10 protein-coding genes are annotated in these 15,548 nt (G+C 59.8%); 7 read left to right on the top strand and 3 right to left on the bottom strand.

The window, feature by feature from the left end:
• Positions 1-112 precede the first annotated feature (112 nt).
• Positions 113-1,636 (bottom strand): fumarate hydratase, encoded by a 1,524-nt coding sequence (locus tag CAF74_RS02770; protein ID WP_085745234.1) that lies wholly within the window; start codon positions 1,634-1,636, stop codon positions 113-115.
• A gap of 311 nt (positions 1,637-1,947) precedes the next feature.
• Between CAF74_RS02770 and CAF74_RS02765 the strand changes: the two genes are divergently transcribed.
• From CAF74_RS02765 to CAF74_RS02755, 3 genes are read left to right on the top strand one after another with little or no spacing between them, the layout of a single operon-like run.
• The gene (locus CAF74_RS02765; RefSeq protein WP_085745233.1) at positions 1,948-3,054 is read left to right on the top strand and encodes a diguanylate cyclase; all 1,107 of its coding nucleotides are present in this window, start codon (positions 1,948-1,950) and stop codon (positions 3,052-3,054) included.
• Positions 3,047-3,982 carry an iron-sulfur-binding ferredoxin reductase gene (locus CAF74_RS02760; protein WP_085745232.1) on the top strand — a complete coding sequence of 312 codons (936 nt, stop codon included), beginning with the start codon at positions 3,047-3,049 and terminating at the stop codon, positions 3,980-3,982. Before CAF74_RS02765 ends, CAF74_RS02760 begins: the two co-directional genes overlap by 8 nt.
• A gap of 29 nt (positions 3,983-4,011) precedes the next feature.
• Complete coding sequence (locus CAF74_RS02755) at positions 4,012-4,761, top strand: enoyl-CoA hydratase-related protein (protein ID WP_085745231.1); 750 nt, start codon at positions 4,012-4,014, stop codon at positions 4,759-4,761.
• Positions 4,762-5,073: 312 nt separating this feature from the next.
• Here CAF74_RS02755 and pyk read toward each other — a convergent pair whose 3' ends face one another.
• Entirely contained in the window at positions 5,074-6,525 is a 1,452-nt protein-coding gene (pyk, locus tag CAF74_RS02750) for a pyruvate kinase (protein ID WP_007951250.1), read from the bottom strand.
• Between the two features lie 176 nt (positions 6,526-6,701).
• Here pyk and CAF74_RS02745 point away from each other — a divergent pair, with 176 nt between their 5' ends.
• Together CAF74_RS02745 and CAF74_RS02740 are read left to right on the top strand one after the other, a co-directional pair.
• Positions 6,702-7,088 (top strand): tol-pal system YbgF family protein, encoded by a 387-nt coding sequence (locus CAF74_RS02745; protein WP_011335675.1) that lies wholly within the window; start codon positions 6,702-6,704, stop codon positions 7,086-7,088.
• 218 nt (positions 7,089-7,306) lie between these two features.
• Positions 7,307-7,666 carry a PilZ domain-containing protein gene (locus CAF74_RS02740; protein ID WP_007951248.1) on the top strand — a complete coding sequence of 120 codons (360 nt, stop codon included), beginning with the start codon at positions 7,307-7,309 and terminating at the stop codon, positions 7,664-7,666.
• A 45-nt stretch (positions 7,667-7,711) separates the two neighbouring features.
• Here CAF74_RS02740 and CAF74_RS02735 read toward each other — a convergent pair whose 3' ends face one another.
• A complete protein-coding gene (locus tag CAF74_RS02735) occupies positions 7,712-8,116 on the bottom strand; it encodes a DUF6124 family protein (protein WP_085745230.1) in 405 nt (134 codons plus the stop codon).
• Positions 8,117-8,586: 470 nt separating this feature from the next.
• Here CAF74_RS02735 and CAF74_RS02730 point away from each other — a divergent pair, with 470 nt between their 5' ends.
• Positions 8,587-11,781, top strand: coding sequence for a hypothetical protein (locus CAF74_RS02730; RefSeq protein ID WP_085745229.1), 3,195 nt, complete (start codon positions 8,587-8,589; stop codon positions 11,779-11,781).
• A 135-nt stretch (positions 11,782-11,916) separates the two neighbouring features.
• Positions 11,917-15,540 (top strand): Tc toxin subunit A, encoded by a 3,624-nt coding sequence (locus CAF74_RS02725; protein WP_176240464.1) that lies wholly within the window; start codon positions 11,917-11,919, stop codon positions 15,538-15,540.
• Positions 15,541-15,548 lie beyond the last annotated feature (8 nt).

Below are 15,548 nucleotides of genomic sequence, written 5' to 3'. Positions count from 1 at the left end.
TCGACACCTGTCAGATCTGACAGGTGTCTTTGTCTGCACTTTATGGCAGGCGAAAAAAAAGGCCGGGCGGTCATTGCTGACCGCCCGGCCTTTTCACTGACGGATGAAGCGCTTACTGCACTTCAACCGCCAGGCTTTCGCTGATCTTCTGTTGCCAGATCGCAGGACCGGTGATGTGCACCGATTCACCTTTGCTGTCCACCGCGACGGTGACCGGCATGTCCTTGACCTCGAACTCGTAGATCGCTTCCATGCCCAGCTCGGCGAACGCCAGGACCTTGGACTTCTTGATCGCTTGCGCCACCAGGTAAGCGGCACCGCCGACGGCCATCAGGTACACGGCCTTGTTGTCCTTGATCGCGTCGATGGCGGTCGGGCCACGCTCGGACTTGCCGATCATGCCCAACAGGCCGGTCTGCTCGAGGATCTGACGGGTGAACTTGTCCATCCGCGTGGCGGTGGTCGGGCCAGCCGGGCCAACCACTTCGTCACCGACCGGATCAACCGGGCCGACGTAGTAGATGAAGCGACCTTTGAGGTCCACCGGCAGGGTTTCGCCCTTGTTCAGCATCTCGACCATGCGCTTGTGCGCGGCGTCGCGACCGGTGAGCATCTTGCCGTTGAGCAGGACGGTTTCGCCCGGTTTCCAGCTCTGCACGTCTTCCGGGGTCAGGGTGTTGAGGTTGACGCGACGGGCCGACGGGCCGGCTTCCCAGACGATTTCCGGGTAGGCGTCCAGCGGTGGCGCTTCCAGCGAAGCAGGGCCGGAACCGTCCAGCACGAAGTGCGCGTGACGGGTGGCGGCGCAGTTCGGGATCATGCACACCGGCAAAGAGGCGGCGTGGGTCGGGTAATCCATGATCTTCACGTCGAGCACGGTGGTCAGGCCACCGAGGCCCTGGGCGCCGATGCCCAGCTGGTTGACCTTCTCGAACAGCTCCAGACGCATTTCTTCGATGCGGTTCTGCGGGCCACGGGCTTTGAGCTCGTGAATGTCGATGGATTCCATTAACACTTCTTTTGCCATCACAGCGGCTTTCTCGGCGGTGCCGCCGATGCCGATGCCCAGCATGCCCGGCGGGCACCAGCCGGCGCCCATGGTCGGAACGGTCTTGAGTACCCAGTCGACGATCGAGTCGGACGGGTTGAGCATGGCCATTTTCGACTTGTTCTCGGAACCGCCGCCCTTGGCCGCCACGTCCACTTCCACGGTGTTACCCGGAACGATGGAGTAGTGGATGACTGCCGGGGTGTTGTCCTTGGTGTTCTTGCGCGCACCGGCCGGGTCGGCCAGGATCGAAGCACGCAGGACGTTTTCCGGCAGGTTGTAGGCGCGGCGCACGCCTTCGTTGATCATGTCGTCCAGGCTCATGGTCGCGCCATCCCAACGTACGTCCATGCCCACACGCACGAACACGGTCACGATGCCGGTGTCCTGGCAGATCGGCCGGTGGCCGGTGGCGCACATGCGCGAGTTGATCAGGATCTGCGCCATCGAGTCACGGGCCGCTGGCGATTCTTCGCGCAGGTAGGCTTCGTGCATCGCCTGGATGAAGTCCACGGGGTGGTAGTAGGAAATGAACTGCAGGGCGTCGGCAACGCTCTGAATCAGGTCGTCTTGCTTGATCACGGTCATGAGTCGCGCTCCTCTAAAAGACGGGAACATTCAATAAGGTGCCTGCGGCTTGGGTGCATCGGTCGGTCGCAGACACCTTTCAAGGCACGCCGGGGCTGCTGGCGCGACGCTAAAAAGGCGCGGCAGTATACCGCGCCTCGGTGGCGGGCACATCTGCCGGGAGTCATTCGTTGGTCGCATGGCTGCAGGTTTTTGACGCCAAATACCCGGCCCGAAAATCAATGGTCATTTATCGACTGGGCCACTAAAGTGGCAGCCGGTCTGTAGAGTAGGACACTCGGTCAGCCTCTTATCGCACGGTGAGTCAACGATTGACCCATAACGCCATTCAACGTCTTTTGCTCAAACGCTTCGCCCTCGCTGCAGCCACCTATGGATTGGCTTTGCTGCTGCTGTGGCTGGCGTATTTCACTGGTCATTACAATGACTCACTGGCCGGCGTCGCCGTCGGCAGCGCACTGGTGGTAATCAGTCAGGCGACCCTGTTTGCCCTATTCTTTTCTGGCTGCAACCTGCGTTTTTCCGACCCGAGCCTGACGGAAGCACAAGTGCTGCTTGGCCTCGGCTGGCAGACGTGGCTGATTGCACATCTGGAGGAGGCTCGGGGCGAGTTTCTGGTCTTTTATGTGCTGATCCTGCTGTTCGGCCTGTTCCATCTTTCACAACGGGCGTTCGTGCGCTGCGCGATGCTGGTGTTCTTCAGCTTCTGCGCCATCACGCTGTGGGACGGTTATCACATGCGTCTTCACGATCCGGCGCTGTCCGCGTTGCAGGCGTGCATTCTGCTGATCGTGCTGGCGTGGCTGGTGATTTACGCGCGTTTCGTCCAGACGTCGCGCCAACGCATGCGTCAGCGCCGGTTCGCCTTGCAGGCGCATCAGGACACCCTGCGCGGGATGATGCGCCAGCTCGAAGACCTGGTGGCCACCGACGAATTGACCGGGCTGTTCAATCGCCGGCATTTCCTGCGCCTGGCCACCCGCGAGCTGAATGCGATGGAGGCCGACGTGGTGCATGGCCTGGCGCTGATCGACCTCGACCACTTCAAGCGCATCAACGATATTCACGGCCATGCCGCCGGCGATCAGGTGCTGCAAGCCTTCGCCGGGGTGGCCGGGGCCTGTCTGCGCGACGGCGATGTGCTGGCGCGTTATGGTGGTGAAGAATTCGTGGTGCTGCTGCCCGATTGCAACGCCGAGCGCCTGACCGCCTGTTGCGAACGGCTGCGCATCGCCTTCACCGACGTCGAACTGGTGGGCCTGAATGTGAAAAACCTGAGCCTGTCCGCCGGCATGACCCTGCTGGAACTGGGCGATGATCTGGACGATGCCTTGCAGCGTGCCGATCAGGCGCTGTACCGGGCCAAGCGTGACGGGCGCAACCGTTGCGCAGCCGCGTGGGAGAACGTCGATGCCTGAACTGCGGGTCGGTGAACGACAGTGGTCGGTGGCAGCGGGCAGCAACCTGCTCGATGCCCTCAATCAGAACGGTGTGGCGGTGCCTTATAGCTGCCGCGCCGGCAGTTGCCATGCGTGTCTGGTGCAATGCGTGCAGGGCTTGCCCGCCGACAGTCGCCCCGATGCCTTGAGCGCCGAGCAGCGTGATCAGGGCTGGCGGCTGGCCTGTCAGTGCCAGGTGATCGAAGACTTGCAGGTGCATACTTTCGACCCCGTCACCGATGGTCGCTCGGCCACGGTCGAAGCGCTGGACTGGCTCGGCGACAGCGTGCTGCGATTGCGCCTGACACCCCAGCGGCCGTTGCGCTACAGCGCCGGCCAGCATCTGGTGCTATGGGCCGGCCACATTGCGCGGCCTTATTCGCTGGCGAGCCTGCCGGAAGAAGACCGCTTTCTCGAGTTCCACCTCGATTGCCGCCAGCCCGGCGAATTCAGCGATGCCGCGCGCCGCCTACAGATCGGCGACCCGATCCGCCTCGGCGAACTGCGCGGCGGTGCGTTGCATTACGACCCGGACTGGCATGACCGGCCGCTGTGGCTGCTCGCCGCCGGCACCGGGCTCGGCCCGTTGTTCGGTGTGTTGCGCGAAGCCTTGCGTCACGATCATCGGGGCGCCATCCGCGTCATTCATCTGGCCCATGATGCCGACGGGCATTACCTGGCCAAACCCCTTGAAGCACTGGCCGCGCAGCGGGAAAACCTCAGCGTCGAAGGGTGGACGGCGGCCGAGTTGCCGGGCGCTTTGGCGCAACTGCGCCTTGTCTCCCGACAAACCCTGGCCTTAGTCTGCGGCTCGACGGCCAGCGTCGACGCGTTTGCCAAGCGTCTGTTCCTGGCCGGACTGCCGCGCAATCAACTGCTGGCCGATGTCTTCCTGAGCCGTGGTTGAGCGCTGAATTCTCAGACGCGAGACCTGCCATGCCCGAAGCCATCCTGCTGCACCGCGAACGCGGTTTGCTGACCCTGCGCCTCAACCGTCCCGACAAGAAAAACGCCCTGACCCGCGCCATGTACAGCCAGTTGGCCGATGCGCTCAAACAGGCGAATCACGACCCCGAAATCAACGCCGTGCTGATCACCGGCAGCGCTGAGTGTTTCACCGCCGGCAACGACATCGCCGACTTCATCCAGCAACCGCCGAGCGACCTCGACAGCCCGGTGTTTCACTTCATGCTCGAACTACTGGAGTGCCGCAAACCGGTGATCGCCGCCGTGGCCGGGGCGGCGGTGGGGATTGGCACGACGCTGTTGCTACATTGCGATCTGGTGTACGTGGCGCGGGATGCGCGGTTGCGCATGCCGTTCGTCAATCTCGGGTTGTGCCCGGAGTTCGGTTCCAGCCTGATCCTGCCGCGTTTGTTGGGGCAGGCCAAAGCGTCGGAGTTGTTGCTGCTGGGTGAGGGTTTTACCGGTGAGCAGGCGGCGCAATGGGGGATCGCGACCGAGGCGCTGGGCAGTGGCGAAGCCGCGTTGGGCAAGGCGCGGGAGATGGCGTTGCGGTTTGACGAGTTGCCGGCTGAAGCGGTGCGGATCAGCAAGCAACTGATGCGCGCGCCGGATCGCGAGTTGATCCGCAAGGTGATCGAGGAGGAGGGCGCGCTGTTCACCCAGCGGCTGAGGACGCCGGAGGCGTTGGCGGCGTTGACCGGGTTTATTCGCAAGCACTAAAAACAGCCCTCACCCCAGCCCTCTCCCGGAGGGAGAGGGAGCCGACCGAGGTGTTCTGGCATGCTGCATCGACCTGAAAGATTGAGCTGAACTCAGGATCTGTAATCTCCGAAATCAGTATCTGAATTGAGCCGAACGCCTATTTTGAAAGGCCCCCGATCGGCTCCCTTTCCCCCTCGCCCCCTGGGGGAGAGGGCTGGGGTGAGGGGGCAGGATCTTCAGCACACAACAAATATCAAGCCGAACACCACCAAAACCAAAAAAGCCCCGCCATTCACATGGCGGGGCTTTTCGTTTTCAGCAACCGGTCACTCAGACCTGCGGGTCGCCCACGTGCAGGATCTTCATGCCGTTGGTGCCGCCGGTGGTGTGATAGCTGTCGCCCTTGGTCAGGATGACCCAGTCGCCTTTCTCGACCACGCCGCGCTTGACCAGCTCGTCGATGGCTTTCTGGCTGACTTCGTTCGGGGCCAGCGAAGCCGGGTCGAACGGTACGGTGTACACGCCACGGAACATCGCAGCGCGGGCCTGGGCTTCGCGGTGCGGGGTGAAGCAGTAGATCGGCACCGACGAACGAATACGCGACATGATCAGCGGGGTGTAGCCGCTTTCGGTCAGCGCGATGATCGCTTTCACGCCCGGGAAGTGGTTGGCGGTGTACATGGTCGCCAGCGCAATGCTCTCGTCGCAGCGCTCGAATTCCTTGCCGATGCGGTGGCTGGAGGTCTTGCTGGTCGGGTGCTTTTCAGCGCCGACGCAGATGCGCGCCATCGCCTGCACGGCTTCCAGCGGATAAGCGCCGGCAGCGGATTCGGCAGACAGCATCACGGCGTCGGTGTAGTCGAGCACGGCGTTGGCCACGTCGGACACTTCGGCGCGGGTCGGCATCGGGTTCTGGATCATCGACTCCATCATCTGGGTCGCCACGATCACCGCTTTGTTGTGGCGGCGTGCGTGCAGAATGATTTTCTTCTGGATGCCCACCAGTTCGGCGTCGCCGATTTCCACACCCAGGTCGCCACGGGCAACCATCACGGCGTCGGAAGCCTTGATCAGGCCGTCGAGGGTTTCGTCGTCGGCCACGGCTTCGGCGCGTTCGATCTTCGCCACCAGCCAGGCGGTGCCGCCGGCTTCGTCGCGCAGTTGACGGGCGTAGTTCATGTCGGCAGCGTCACGCGGGAAGGACACGGCGAGGTAGTCGACTTCCATTTCAGCGGCGAGCTTGATGTCGGCCTTGTCTTTTTCAGTCAGGGCCGGAGCGGTCAGGCCGCCACCGCGACGGTTGATGCCTTTGTGGTCGGACAGCGGGCCGCCGATGGTCACGACGCAGTTCAGCTCGGTCGCGGTGGCGGTTTCAACGCGCATGACCACGCGGCCGTCGTCGAGCAGCAGCTCGTCGCCCACGCCGCAGTCCTTGACCAGGTCCGGGTAGTCGATGCCGACCACCTGCTGGTTGCCTTCGGTCAGCGGATGGCTGGTGGAGAAGGTGAACTGGTCACCGATCTTCAGCTCGATGCGCTTGTTGGCGAATTTGGCGATTCGGATTTTCGGGCCTTGCAGGTCACCCAGCAAGGCGACGAAGCGGCCGTGCTTGGCAGCGAGGTCACGCACCAGCTTCGCGCGAGCCTTGTGCTCGTCGGGGGTGCCGTGGGAGAAGTTCAGACGGGCGACGTCCAGGCCAGCCAGAATCAGCTGTTCGAGAACTTCCGGCGAGTTACTGGCCGGGCCAAGGGTAGCGACGATTTTGGTACGACGGACGGACATGCAAAGACTCCTCAAGTTCAAGCGCCAGCGAAGGCTACTATGCTCTTGGGGTGTAGTCATTGTTCGTTTGCACTACTTAATACTTTCTTTATTGAACACGGCAACTTTGGGACAAACGCGCCTGAAGATTTCCGACCAGGGGTCGATACAGAGCACAAGACAGGAGAACCCCCCCCATGCGATTCGTGCCCATTGCCGCCCTTGCCCTCAGCGTCCTCGCCGCTTCGGGCTGCACCCGTTGGTCGATGAACCATCATTTGAACAACGCCTACAGCGCCTACGACCGGGGCAACTGCGAGCAAGTGATGCTCGAACTGTCCAAGGTCGAACGCGCCAGCCGTGCCCGCCCTTACGTGTGGCCGGAAGTGTCGATGATGCGCGGCCAGTGCCTCGAGCGGCAGAAAATGTTCGTCGATGCGGCGCAGACCTATCAGTTCATCATCGCCTCGTACCCCAACAGCGAATACGCCTACCGCGCCCGCGCGCGTCTGGAAACCCTGCAGAGCCTGGGTCACTACCCGACGCGCAGCGCTGCCGCCGTGGTCCGTCCAACCCGGTTCTGATGGCGGTTGTCATACAAAAGCTGGCTGCTTGTATAGGGTGAGCTATAGTCGAATGAAACCGGTGCAGATCGAATTCTGTACCGGCGCAACACCTGCGACTGGCATGAGATGCACGTGGCGAGCGCCACACCGGGAGCGGGGAGAGCGAACCTGACGCACAGGTCCGTTCCGAAGCGAGAGTGCGGCTCTGTGATGGAGCCTTGCATGGCGAACTGAGTATGTTTACCGACCGTCGAATCGAACGGCATCAGCTGCCGTATTTTCTGCGAGTGTTCAACAGCGTCACCGACAAACCCATCGGCTTTCTGGGCAACGTGTCCGAAGACGGTTTGATGCTCATCAGCCAGTTGCCGATGATGATCGGTGCCGAGTTCAACCTGCGCCTGAAAATCCCCTTGGGCGAGGGTTGTCAGCAGGTTATCGACCTGACGGCTTGTTGCCTGTGGTGCCACGAAGACGCGACCCCCCGACACTACGACGCCGGCTTCAGCCTGTACCGGACACCGCCCGAGTATGGGCAACTGGTCGAGGCGTTGAAGCAGTATTTCAGTTTTCAGCCGTTGCCGGCCTCGGCCTGAAAACAAAAAAGGGCCACAACCTGACGAAGGTTGTGGCCTTTTTTCTTATGCGGTTATCGCAATCGCCCGCTCGTTATCCAGCGTCTTCTCCACCAGCAACAACCCCAACTCACTCAACTGATAGATCGCCATCGCCAGATGCCGCGGCTTGTCGTCCAGGCTGTCGGCCAGGTCGAGCAGCAGGATGCTGACTGACGAAAAGGTTTCGTAGGTCTGGATGGCGATGGCTTCGGGGTTGATCTCGGGATCGACCTTGAACATCTGCATGCCGCGATCCACGGAATTGCGCGGTTTTTCGGGCGAGGGATTGAGGTAGAAATCCAGAGCCCGGTGAGCGGCGTCGTGGAGTTTCTTTGAATCGACGGAGGCGTAGGGGGAGACCGGATCGGGTTGATCGGACGGTTCTGTTGGGTCGGTGTCCAGTGGTGGATTTGGAGTTGCTTTGAACATAAACGTAAATCCTCTAGTGGGCCTGCCACCACCTCGCGACTAAACGAGGGGTGGCGGCTGAACGCAGGTTAGTCGACCGGGAGGAATTACGAAAAACCGGCGCGCCCGAGGGCGCCCTGCGTACAGCCACCATCGAGTGCGGGGATAGGGAGTACCCGACTTGATGACGCTTATACACCTTTCGTAATACCTGCCCGAGCGACTAAACCCGGCCGCTGATTGGCAGCGACACGGATCAAGTTACGGGGCAACGCCAAGGCGCACAAGCCGGCGGATTCTGAGTGATTTGTAGGCAATGGCACAAGCCGTCGTAGCCCGTTGTTACGACTTGCAGGACGCTGCCGAACCGGGCTGTGGGAAGAGTTACCGTTTGTCGGGACTGTCAGATTTTACAGGTGTCGGCCATAACCGAATTGGCATTAATGAGAATGGTCAGCTCGTGTCCTACACATCCCGTCGAGGAGCAGGTTATGGAAGATCATGAAGAAGGCACCATTGAAAATGATGTTCCAGACACGAGCAATTCGACGTTGCCATCATTCATCCAGTCAGATGAAGTTTTGGAGGAACGACAAGAGATCAGAGCGTACAAAACCGTTGCAGGCACTGCCTATTGGTGCAGTTTGGAATTTTTCAGTGAATTTACTGCGGACGGTAGTCAATTCAAGTGCAGAACATCACGTTATAACGCCAAGGCTAATGGAGGGACAAAGGGCAACTTATATGTCAGAGCCAGCAGTCAGAACACGTGGGATTTCACCTGGAATGATATAGGTAATCAAAACGGCCAGTGGAATACGCTGGAAGCTACCGGGTGGATTAATTCACCGAGCGGGAGCGCCACTGTTTACTTCAAATACATTTATGACAGATCTGGTGCCAGTGACGTAGAAATGGATGTGGACATCGTCCTCACCTTCAAGCCCACCACGCCCGTCATTAAAAGCCCCTCAGGGAATGTGACAACGACTCCATTCACGGTTACCGGCACGGGAGGCATTCCTAACGCTGGAACTATCACCCTGCATAATGCCAATGGCGGTGCTCAACTCGCTACTGCGGTTATTGCGACCGATGGAGGGTGGACTGCCTCTGTCGCCTTTCCCCCCGGCCTTAAGACGCTGACTTTCTACGCCAAACAGACTATCCGGAATTCTGTTTCAGACGAGTCCAACCGTGTCACTGTGAATCTGGTGGTGGCTGCTGTCACCATTGACTCTCCAAAATCCGGTGACTCGCTGCGAGAGCGTCAACCGGTGATCAATGGCAAGGGCCATTCGGGAGCGACAATCAAGGTCTACGAGGCTGATAGTGGGGTGATTCTCTATGGATCTGGAACGGCCCAAGGCGGACAGTGGAGCATACGGCTGACCACACCGCTCCCCATCGGGCGGTTCACTTTTCATGTAAGCCAGGACTATGCCGGGGAAACGACATGGTCCGACAAGGTGCCTGTTTTCGTTTTGCCCGGATTGCCTGTCATTACCCAACCCGCCGCCCAATCAGAACAGAACCGTTCATTCACGGTCAGCGGCACGGGGGGCGAGGTCGGGGCCATCATGAGGATCCATCTCGATCTGAATGATGCGGTGGTTGGCACTCTTCAATCGGTAGCAGGGAATGACTGGAGTGTACCGGTCGTTATCCCGGCCAGTATCGCTCCCGGCGAAGTCCGCCTTACTGCCCAGCAGACTTTGGGAGTGCCTTCCGATCGAAGCGATTATCGGCCATTTAAAATAAAACCCCCGCAACCGAGCAAACTGACGGTACAGATCGATGCCCAAGGCAAGGTGACCCTCGGAGGTGTCGGACATATCAGTGCGACGTTCTATCTCCACGTCGTGAACAACGGGACGCCTCTCCACTCCTTTACCGTGACAACGTCTCCCTGGTCGGTGTTCTTTCCCGATTGGTTGCCGGGTACTTCGCTGATCGGTGGCCGACAAAGTGTGCCCGACGGTGTAGGGCAGCCGATCTATTCGGACTGGATATCGGAGGGCACCACGGTCGTGGTGCCTGTTCCTCGTCCAACATTGAGTGTGCGCGTCAGCCCGGACGGCATTCCTACGTTTTCCGGTACGGGCAGGAACTGGTCCGGTCAACCGGCCTCCAGAATCGAGGTCCGACTGGAGGGCGCCAGCTCCGCGATCGTGCCGATCGTCGACGTTCCCGAAGATACGACCTGGACCAGCACGGCAACAGCACGCTGGGCTCCTGGTACGTATCAGGTTACGGCCATTCAGTGGTTCACAACGCTGCAATCAGAAAGGGTTCAACCGCCTGTTTCGGTGGTCATCTCCGCCCCCCCTGCCGTTATCGAAAAAGTGACCCCGAACGGCTTGTTTGCAACGGTTGCTGGCCAATGCTGGCCGGGAGCGGTGCTGACGATCAAGTTCAGCGACGATACTACCCCCTATCCGGTTACGGATACGGACAAGAACGGGCAATGGGACTTACAGCGCCCCACGGCGTTTCGCCCCGGCAGGCACACGGTCACGGTCACGCAGACTTTCGGCGGGCAAACCTCTAATCCGGTGTCCATGTCCTTCGATATAGCGGTGAGCGTACCGGTGATCACCCCACCACCCGGTGGGCAAACGGATCATTTGCCGGTATTGCACGGCACCGGCGGGATCGACGGCTTCACGATTAGCGTTTTCGATTTCGTGACCCTCGACCGGTTGGGAGAGACGCTCGCAACAGGGAATGCCTGGTCGGTACAGCTCACGGAACTCGACTACCTGACCCAAACCGTTTTCGCCATACAGGTGCTGGGTGACTTGCAATCGCTGCCCAGCACTTCGGTCGCTTTCAAAGTGGTTTTGTATGCGCCAAGGATCGACTTTCCAACAACAAGAACATCGGTCCCCCGTACATTCACGGTCGAAGGTTATGCCAGAGCAGGGAAAGGATTCGTCCGGACTGAGGTCGATGTGTATCTCGACGGCGTTCCCTTTCGTATTTATCCGCATTTTGGCGATGGATATTTCAAACAGAATTTCACACGGCCAGTGGGGCCATGCGTACTGAAAGCCAGGCAGTATTTCAAGGATCAGGAGTCGCCACTTAGCGAGGATGTGCAGGTCACGATCGTTCCCGACAAGGCATACATTGAAACGCCAGGTAGTGGTGAGGCTGTCGGACGTACTGCGGTGATCTGCGGGTTCGGATACGCAAGAGATACCGTCGTGGTTGCTTTGCCGGGTGGTGCGGAGCTGGGGCAGGCCAAGGTCCAGGAAAACGGGACATGGTTTTGCCGGATCGAAATCCCAGGGACCGGCACCGACCTTTCACTCGTCACCGAGCAGCGCAAGGGGGAGTTCCACTCCGGTTGGTCCGAGGCAAGACCCCTGCAGCGCCTTGCGCCCCCACCCTCATTCAACGAACCGTCGGAGGGCAAGTGGGAGGGAGCAACGCCCAGATTCGCAGGCGGTGCTCTGGCGGGTCCGAAGGTTGATGTGGTCGCCTGGTATGACTCCGAGGATAAACATGCCAAGTCTCTTGTGACCAACGGCGGACGTTGGGCCGGAATATCGGAGCGAAATCTGCCTGCTGGCCCGCAATGGGCCTGTGCCGTACAGGTCGTGGGTGGAAAACATTCCATGCCAGCGGACAGCAAGCGATTCGATGTCGCGCCGCCTGACGAACCGCCAAGTCAGGCTTAATCCGACCAAAGGTCAAGTCTACTGTCAGTTCTGACAGTAGACGCCACCCGCTCGATGACGCCAAATCCTTTGCAGGCACCATGCGAAAGGCGCCGTTCCTTTACTGGAAGTCGTTTCAGACCCAGGAGCATCCACATGTACCGCTCTCCCGCTCAGATCGCTCAGAAGATGTTCACTCAAGCAGTCGGTAAACCCAAGCGCTCGTCCACGACGGCTCTGACACGTTTTTTCAAGGCGGGGGGATCGGTTGCCGTACTGGCGCAGAAAGGCGTCGACGGGTTGATGCACGATTTTGGCCTGAACCGGCAGCAGGCCGGGGAGTTCCAGCAGCGCCTCAATGTGCTGTCGACCGTGGTATTGCGGCAGTTCATCGAGCACCAGTTGACTGCCAGAGATGCCAGAGCTGTTGCGCGTTCGGGGCTCAATAACGGTCCGACTTACGCCTTGTTGTTCAAGCCGAACTTCGACGCGTTATGCCCGCCGGATGCGATCGAAGCCATTCACTCGCCTGCGGCGTATCTGACAGCCCTGTTGCATTGGGCATTGCATCGGCTGGGGGAAACCGATGGCAAGGACCTTCCGCTGGTTGGCCGGCGTACGGATCTCGAAAAACTGCTGATCGATGTCAAGGCCGTCCATGGTGCAGTGTCGTCGGTGGAAGTGATCAGCCACATCATGGAGCACTTCATCACCGCCACGCTGGGGCCCATTCAAAACCTCGATGAGGCGTTGAACCAGAAGGCCTTTCCTCGGGAACTGCCCTTTCACTGGCCTTGGGTTACGCTCGATCATGTACTGAAGGGACATGGCGAATCGGTGGGCAGCGTGGTGCGTCTGTGCGATTTGCAGTATCCGTGCTTTCTTCGTTCGGCACCGTGGAGCGACAAGTCGGATGACGCCCTCGTTCAAGCTTCACGGTTGAGTCCATCACAGCGGACAATCCTGACCGAAGCGAGTCATTTTCCAGACGGGGGCGACGAGTTCTACCAGAAATACCTCGGTCTCAAGGAAATTTCGATTGGTAATCTGAGGCTCGTCCACGTTTTCAATGAAAGAACGAAGCTGGATACGCCGGCGCTTGAGGCATTGCTTTCGATTGAAGGTTTCACTCCCTTCCTGTCCGAAAATGCGCCGGGTGTCGTCACGGGCCCTGTTACAGGCAAGGACCATGGGTCGGTCTTTGTTCATGAGGCAAAGACCCCGTCCATTGCCATTGTCAAAACGGAATCGGGCCTTCTCAATCGTTTCGAGAATATGGGGAGGCCCGACGAGCCCGACGAGCCCGACCATTCCGAGCGGGTTGATCGTGCCAATCGTATATTGCGACTGACTGACTGGTTGCGGTTGGCCAGTGACGAAACCGATCGACTGATCGTTGCGGCAATGCTCGCTGAAGTGCCCCCGCCGACCCCTTCTCGCTACTGGATCACAAGCAATACTCTGCGAGCTATCGGGCTGTTCCAGGCACTGCGGGAGGTCTTTGGATGCACCGCAGAAGACTTCGCCGCCTTTATCGGGCCGCTTTGCGTTTTCGGGCGCGGCACGGAGCGTGCCCAATACGATCGAGTTTTCAACAGTGGTGCCACCGGTTCTCGTCCTTTGGTACTTGATGACCGATCCTTCCCGGTGATTCCCGTGACCGCTGCCGACCTGATTACGGTCAAGCAATTGTGCGCAGGCCTGGGTATTGATCTGGAAACCTATTTTTACCTCGCCAACCTGATTGCCGCCGCTCACGGCCTGGCTGAGCTCAAGTGCAGCTTGCCGATCGTGTCCGGTTTTTATCGCATGGTCAGGCTGCCCCGGTTACTGGGGATTACTCCGATCGAGGCTGTCCTGTTGTTGAATCTGACGGGAGGTCAGGTCTGGGTGAACGCACTGGCCGGCGTGCCCCAGATCAACAACCAACAATCAGCGGGTAAGCCGGACGTACTGAGTGTGATGCATGCCTTGATGGATGGCGTGCAATGGGCCCGGACCGCGCAGTTGCCGGTGCACTGGGTGGTGCAACAAGCAACAGCCTGGCCACCGAGCCGGCCCGATGAAAGACAACTCTCGTTGTTTGATCAATGGCGTCGGCAGGTCCCGGTGGCTCGGGTGACGGAAAATGTACTGAAAATGGCCGGTATCGAGCCCTTGTCGAACAATCGCCAGTGGCTGCGGGCGTTGAGGGCGTTGGTTGACGAACAGGGACTGATTCGTGATTTTGTTGAGTCAGCGGATCAGACCTACGAAGCCCACGCCCGGGAAATGACGGAGCGGGCCGTGTTGTTGGAGACGGGGAGCCTCGATACAGGTCTGGTGGCGCTGATTCTGGCGGTGGTGCTGCGTTGCCGCGCCAGTCAGAACAGTATGGTTCAGGAGGGGTTGGCTGCTTATAGCGGTCTGAAGCCGGATCTGGTTCTGCAGGTGCTTGGCTGGTCCGGCGCAAATGTGCATTTCGTATTGGCTCAGGTACTCGGATTGCCGGAAGCCTCCAAGGACAGCGCTACTGTGCTGCGGCGGGAAGACCCGTCGAGCGATCCTGTTCTGCAGGTGTTGGCCGAGTTCTCGAGACGCAGCGCCGTGGTCGCGAGGCTGGAACTCAGCGGTGAATTTCTCACTCACTTCATCGCGACCGGGTATCGCGAATGGTTCGGTCTGCACTCGGTCGACGCATTCGACCTTTCAGCGTTGTATTACCTGACAGTCTACAAACGTGCCCTGGGCATGAGTGATCAGCCGGAAACGAGGCTGGTTGACTATCTGCGCCGCGTTAACGCGCTGCCGGCCAACCTGAGCAATCACGGGCTTGAGCTGGTCCAGGAGCGAGCCGCGAAGTGGCTCGCCGAGCTGTTCAACTGGAGCGTGGATGAGGTGCGCATCTGCGCTGCCCATGTGAATCCGTCGAAAGGCCTGGTCGTGACCCTGCAACAGCTCGATGTGCTGACACGCATTCGCTTGTTTGCCCAAAAGACCGGTCAGAGTGCCAGGACACTCCTCGAGCTCGGGAAGCTGCCACCGGACAGCGAATATGCCGACTATGAGTACGTCGCAGACCTTGTCAGAGCCAGCCTGACGACCACGACCGAACCGAATTACGCTGACGACGTCATGGCCGTGGGGCTGGACGTGATCGTGCACTGGACGACGGTGCCCGACCCCGTCAGGTTGATCGCTAACAAACCGGACGAATTTGCCGAATTTACCGTAACGGTAAAGAACCGCGAAGGCCAGGCGCGATTGAACGTCAATGTTCATTGCGCCACCACGCTGGGCCGGTTTGAAACTTCAATGATCACCACCGACGTCAACGGCACGGCGACGGTGAAGTTTTTCCCGGACAGCCGGATGGGCAGCGTCACTCCCGTTTTCAGGCTGGATCTGGGTGAGGAGACGGCCGCACCGAGGATCGAAATCGGGCCGGATATGGCCACACTCCATTTGAGAGCCCAAAACCCTTTCCCCGTGCCCGACAGCACCGTGCTGATCGGAACGCCGGTGACCTACCGCGCCATTGTCCTGGACGACTACGACAACCCCATCGCAGGCGCCTCGGTGACCTGGAAACTCGATCCGCTGCCTCAGGGTGAGATCGAGACTGTCACTGATCAACAGGGGCGTACCGAGGTGACATTCACCGGTACCGAGCGGGTCAACGTCAAGGTTACAGCGACAGCCCAAAACTCGACGTCCGTTAAATTCCGGGAAGTGTGGTTTGTCGAAAACCTTCTTCATCGCCGGCGAGTACCGGCGCCCCGCAAGCAACGCAAACAGTGACAGGAGAT

The organism is Pseudomonas sp. R45(2017), assembly GCF_002112305.1.
In the GTDB taxonomy this organism is placed as follows: Bacteria; Pseudomonadota; Gammaproteobacteria; order Pseudomonadales; family Pseudomonadaceae; genus Aquipseudomonas; species Aquipseudomonas paraglycinae.
This window is presented reverse-complemented; position numbering and strand designations above follow the sequence as displayed.

Bases quoted from the DNA above. Each gene is read 5' to 3' on its own strand.
- CAF74_RS02770 (WP_085745234.1), bottom strand. From the start codon at position 1,636: ATGACCGTGATCAAGCAAGACGACCTGATTCAGAGCGTTGCCGACGCC.
- CAF74_RS02760 (WP_085745232.1), top strand. From the start codon at position 3,047: ATGCCTGAACTGCGGGTCGGTGAACGACAGTGGTCGGTGGCAGCGGGC.
- CAF74_RS02755 (WP_085745231.1), top strand. From the start codon at position 4,012: ATGCCCGAAGCCATCCTGCTGCACCGCGAACGCGGTTTGCTGACCCTG.
- pyk (WP_007951250.1), bottom strand. From the start codon at position 6,525: ATGTCCGTCCGTCGTACCAAAATCGTCGCTACCCTTGGCCCGGCCAGT.
- CAF74_RS02745 (WP_011335675.1), top strand. From the start codon at position 6,702: ATGCGATTCGTGCCCATTGCCGCCCTTGCCCTCAGCGTCCTCGCCGCT.
- CAF74_RS02740 (WP_007951248.1), top strand. From the start codon at position 7,307: ATGTTTACCGACCGTCGAATCGAACGGCATCAGCTGCCGTATTTTCTG.
- CAF74_RS02735 (WP_085745230.1), bottom strand. From the start codon at position 8,116: ATGTTCAAAGCAACTCCAAATCCACCACTGGACACCGACCCAACAGAA.
- CAF74_RS02730 (WP_085745229.1), top strand. From the start codon at position 8,587: ATGGAAGATCATGAAGAAGGCACCATTGAAAATGATGTTCCAGACACG.
- CAF74_RS02725 (WP_176240464.1), top strand. From the start codon at position 11,917: ATGTACCGCTCTCCCGCTCAGATCGCTCAGAAGATGTTCACTCAAGCA.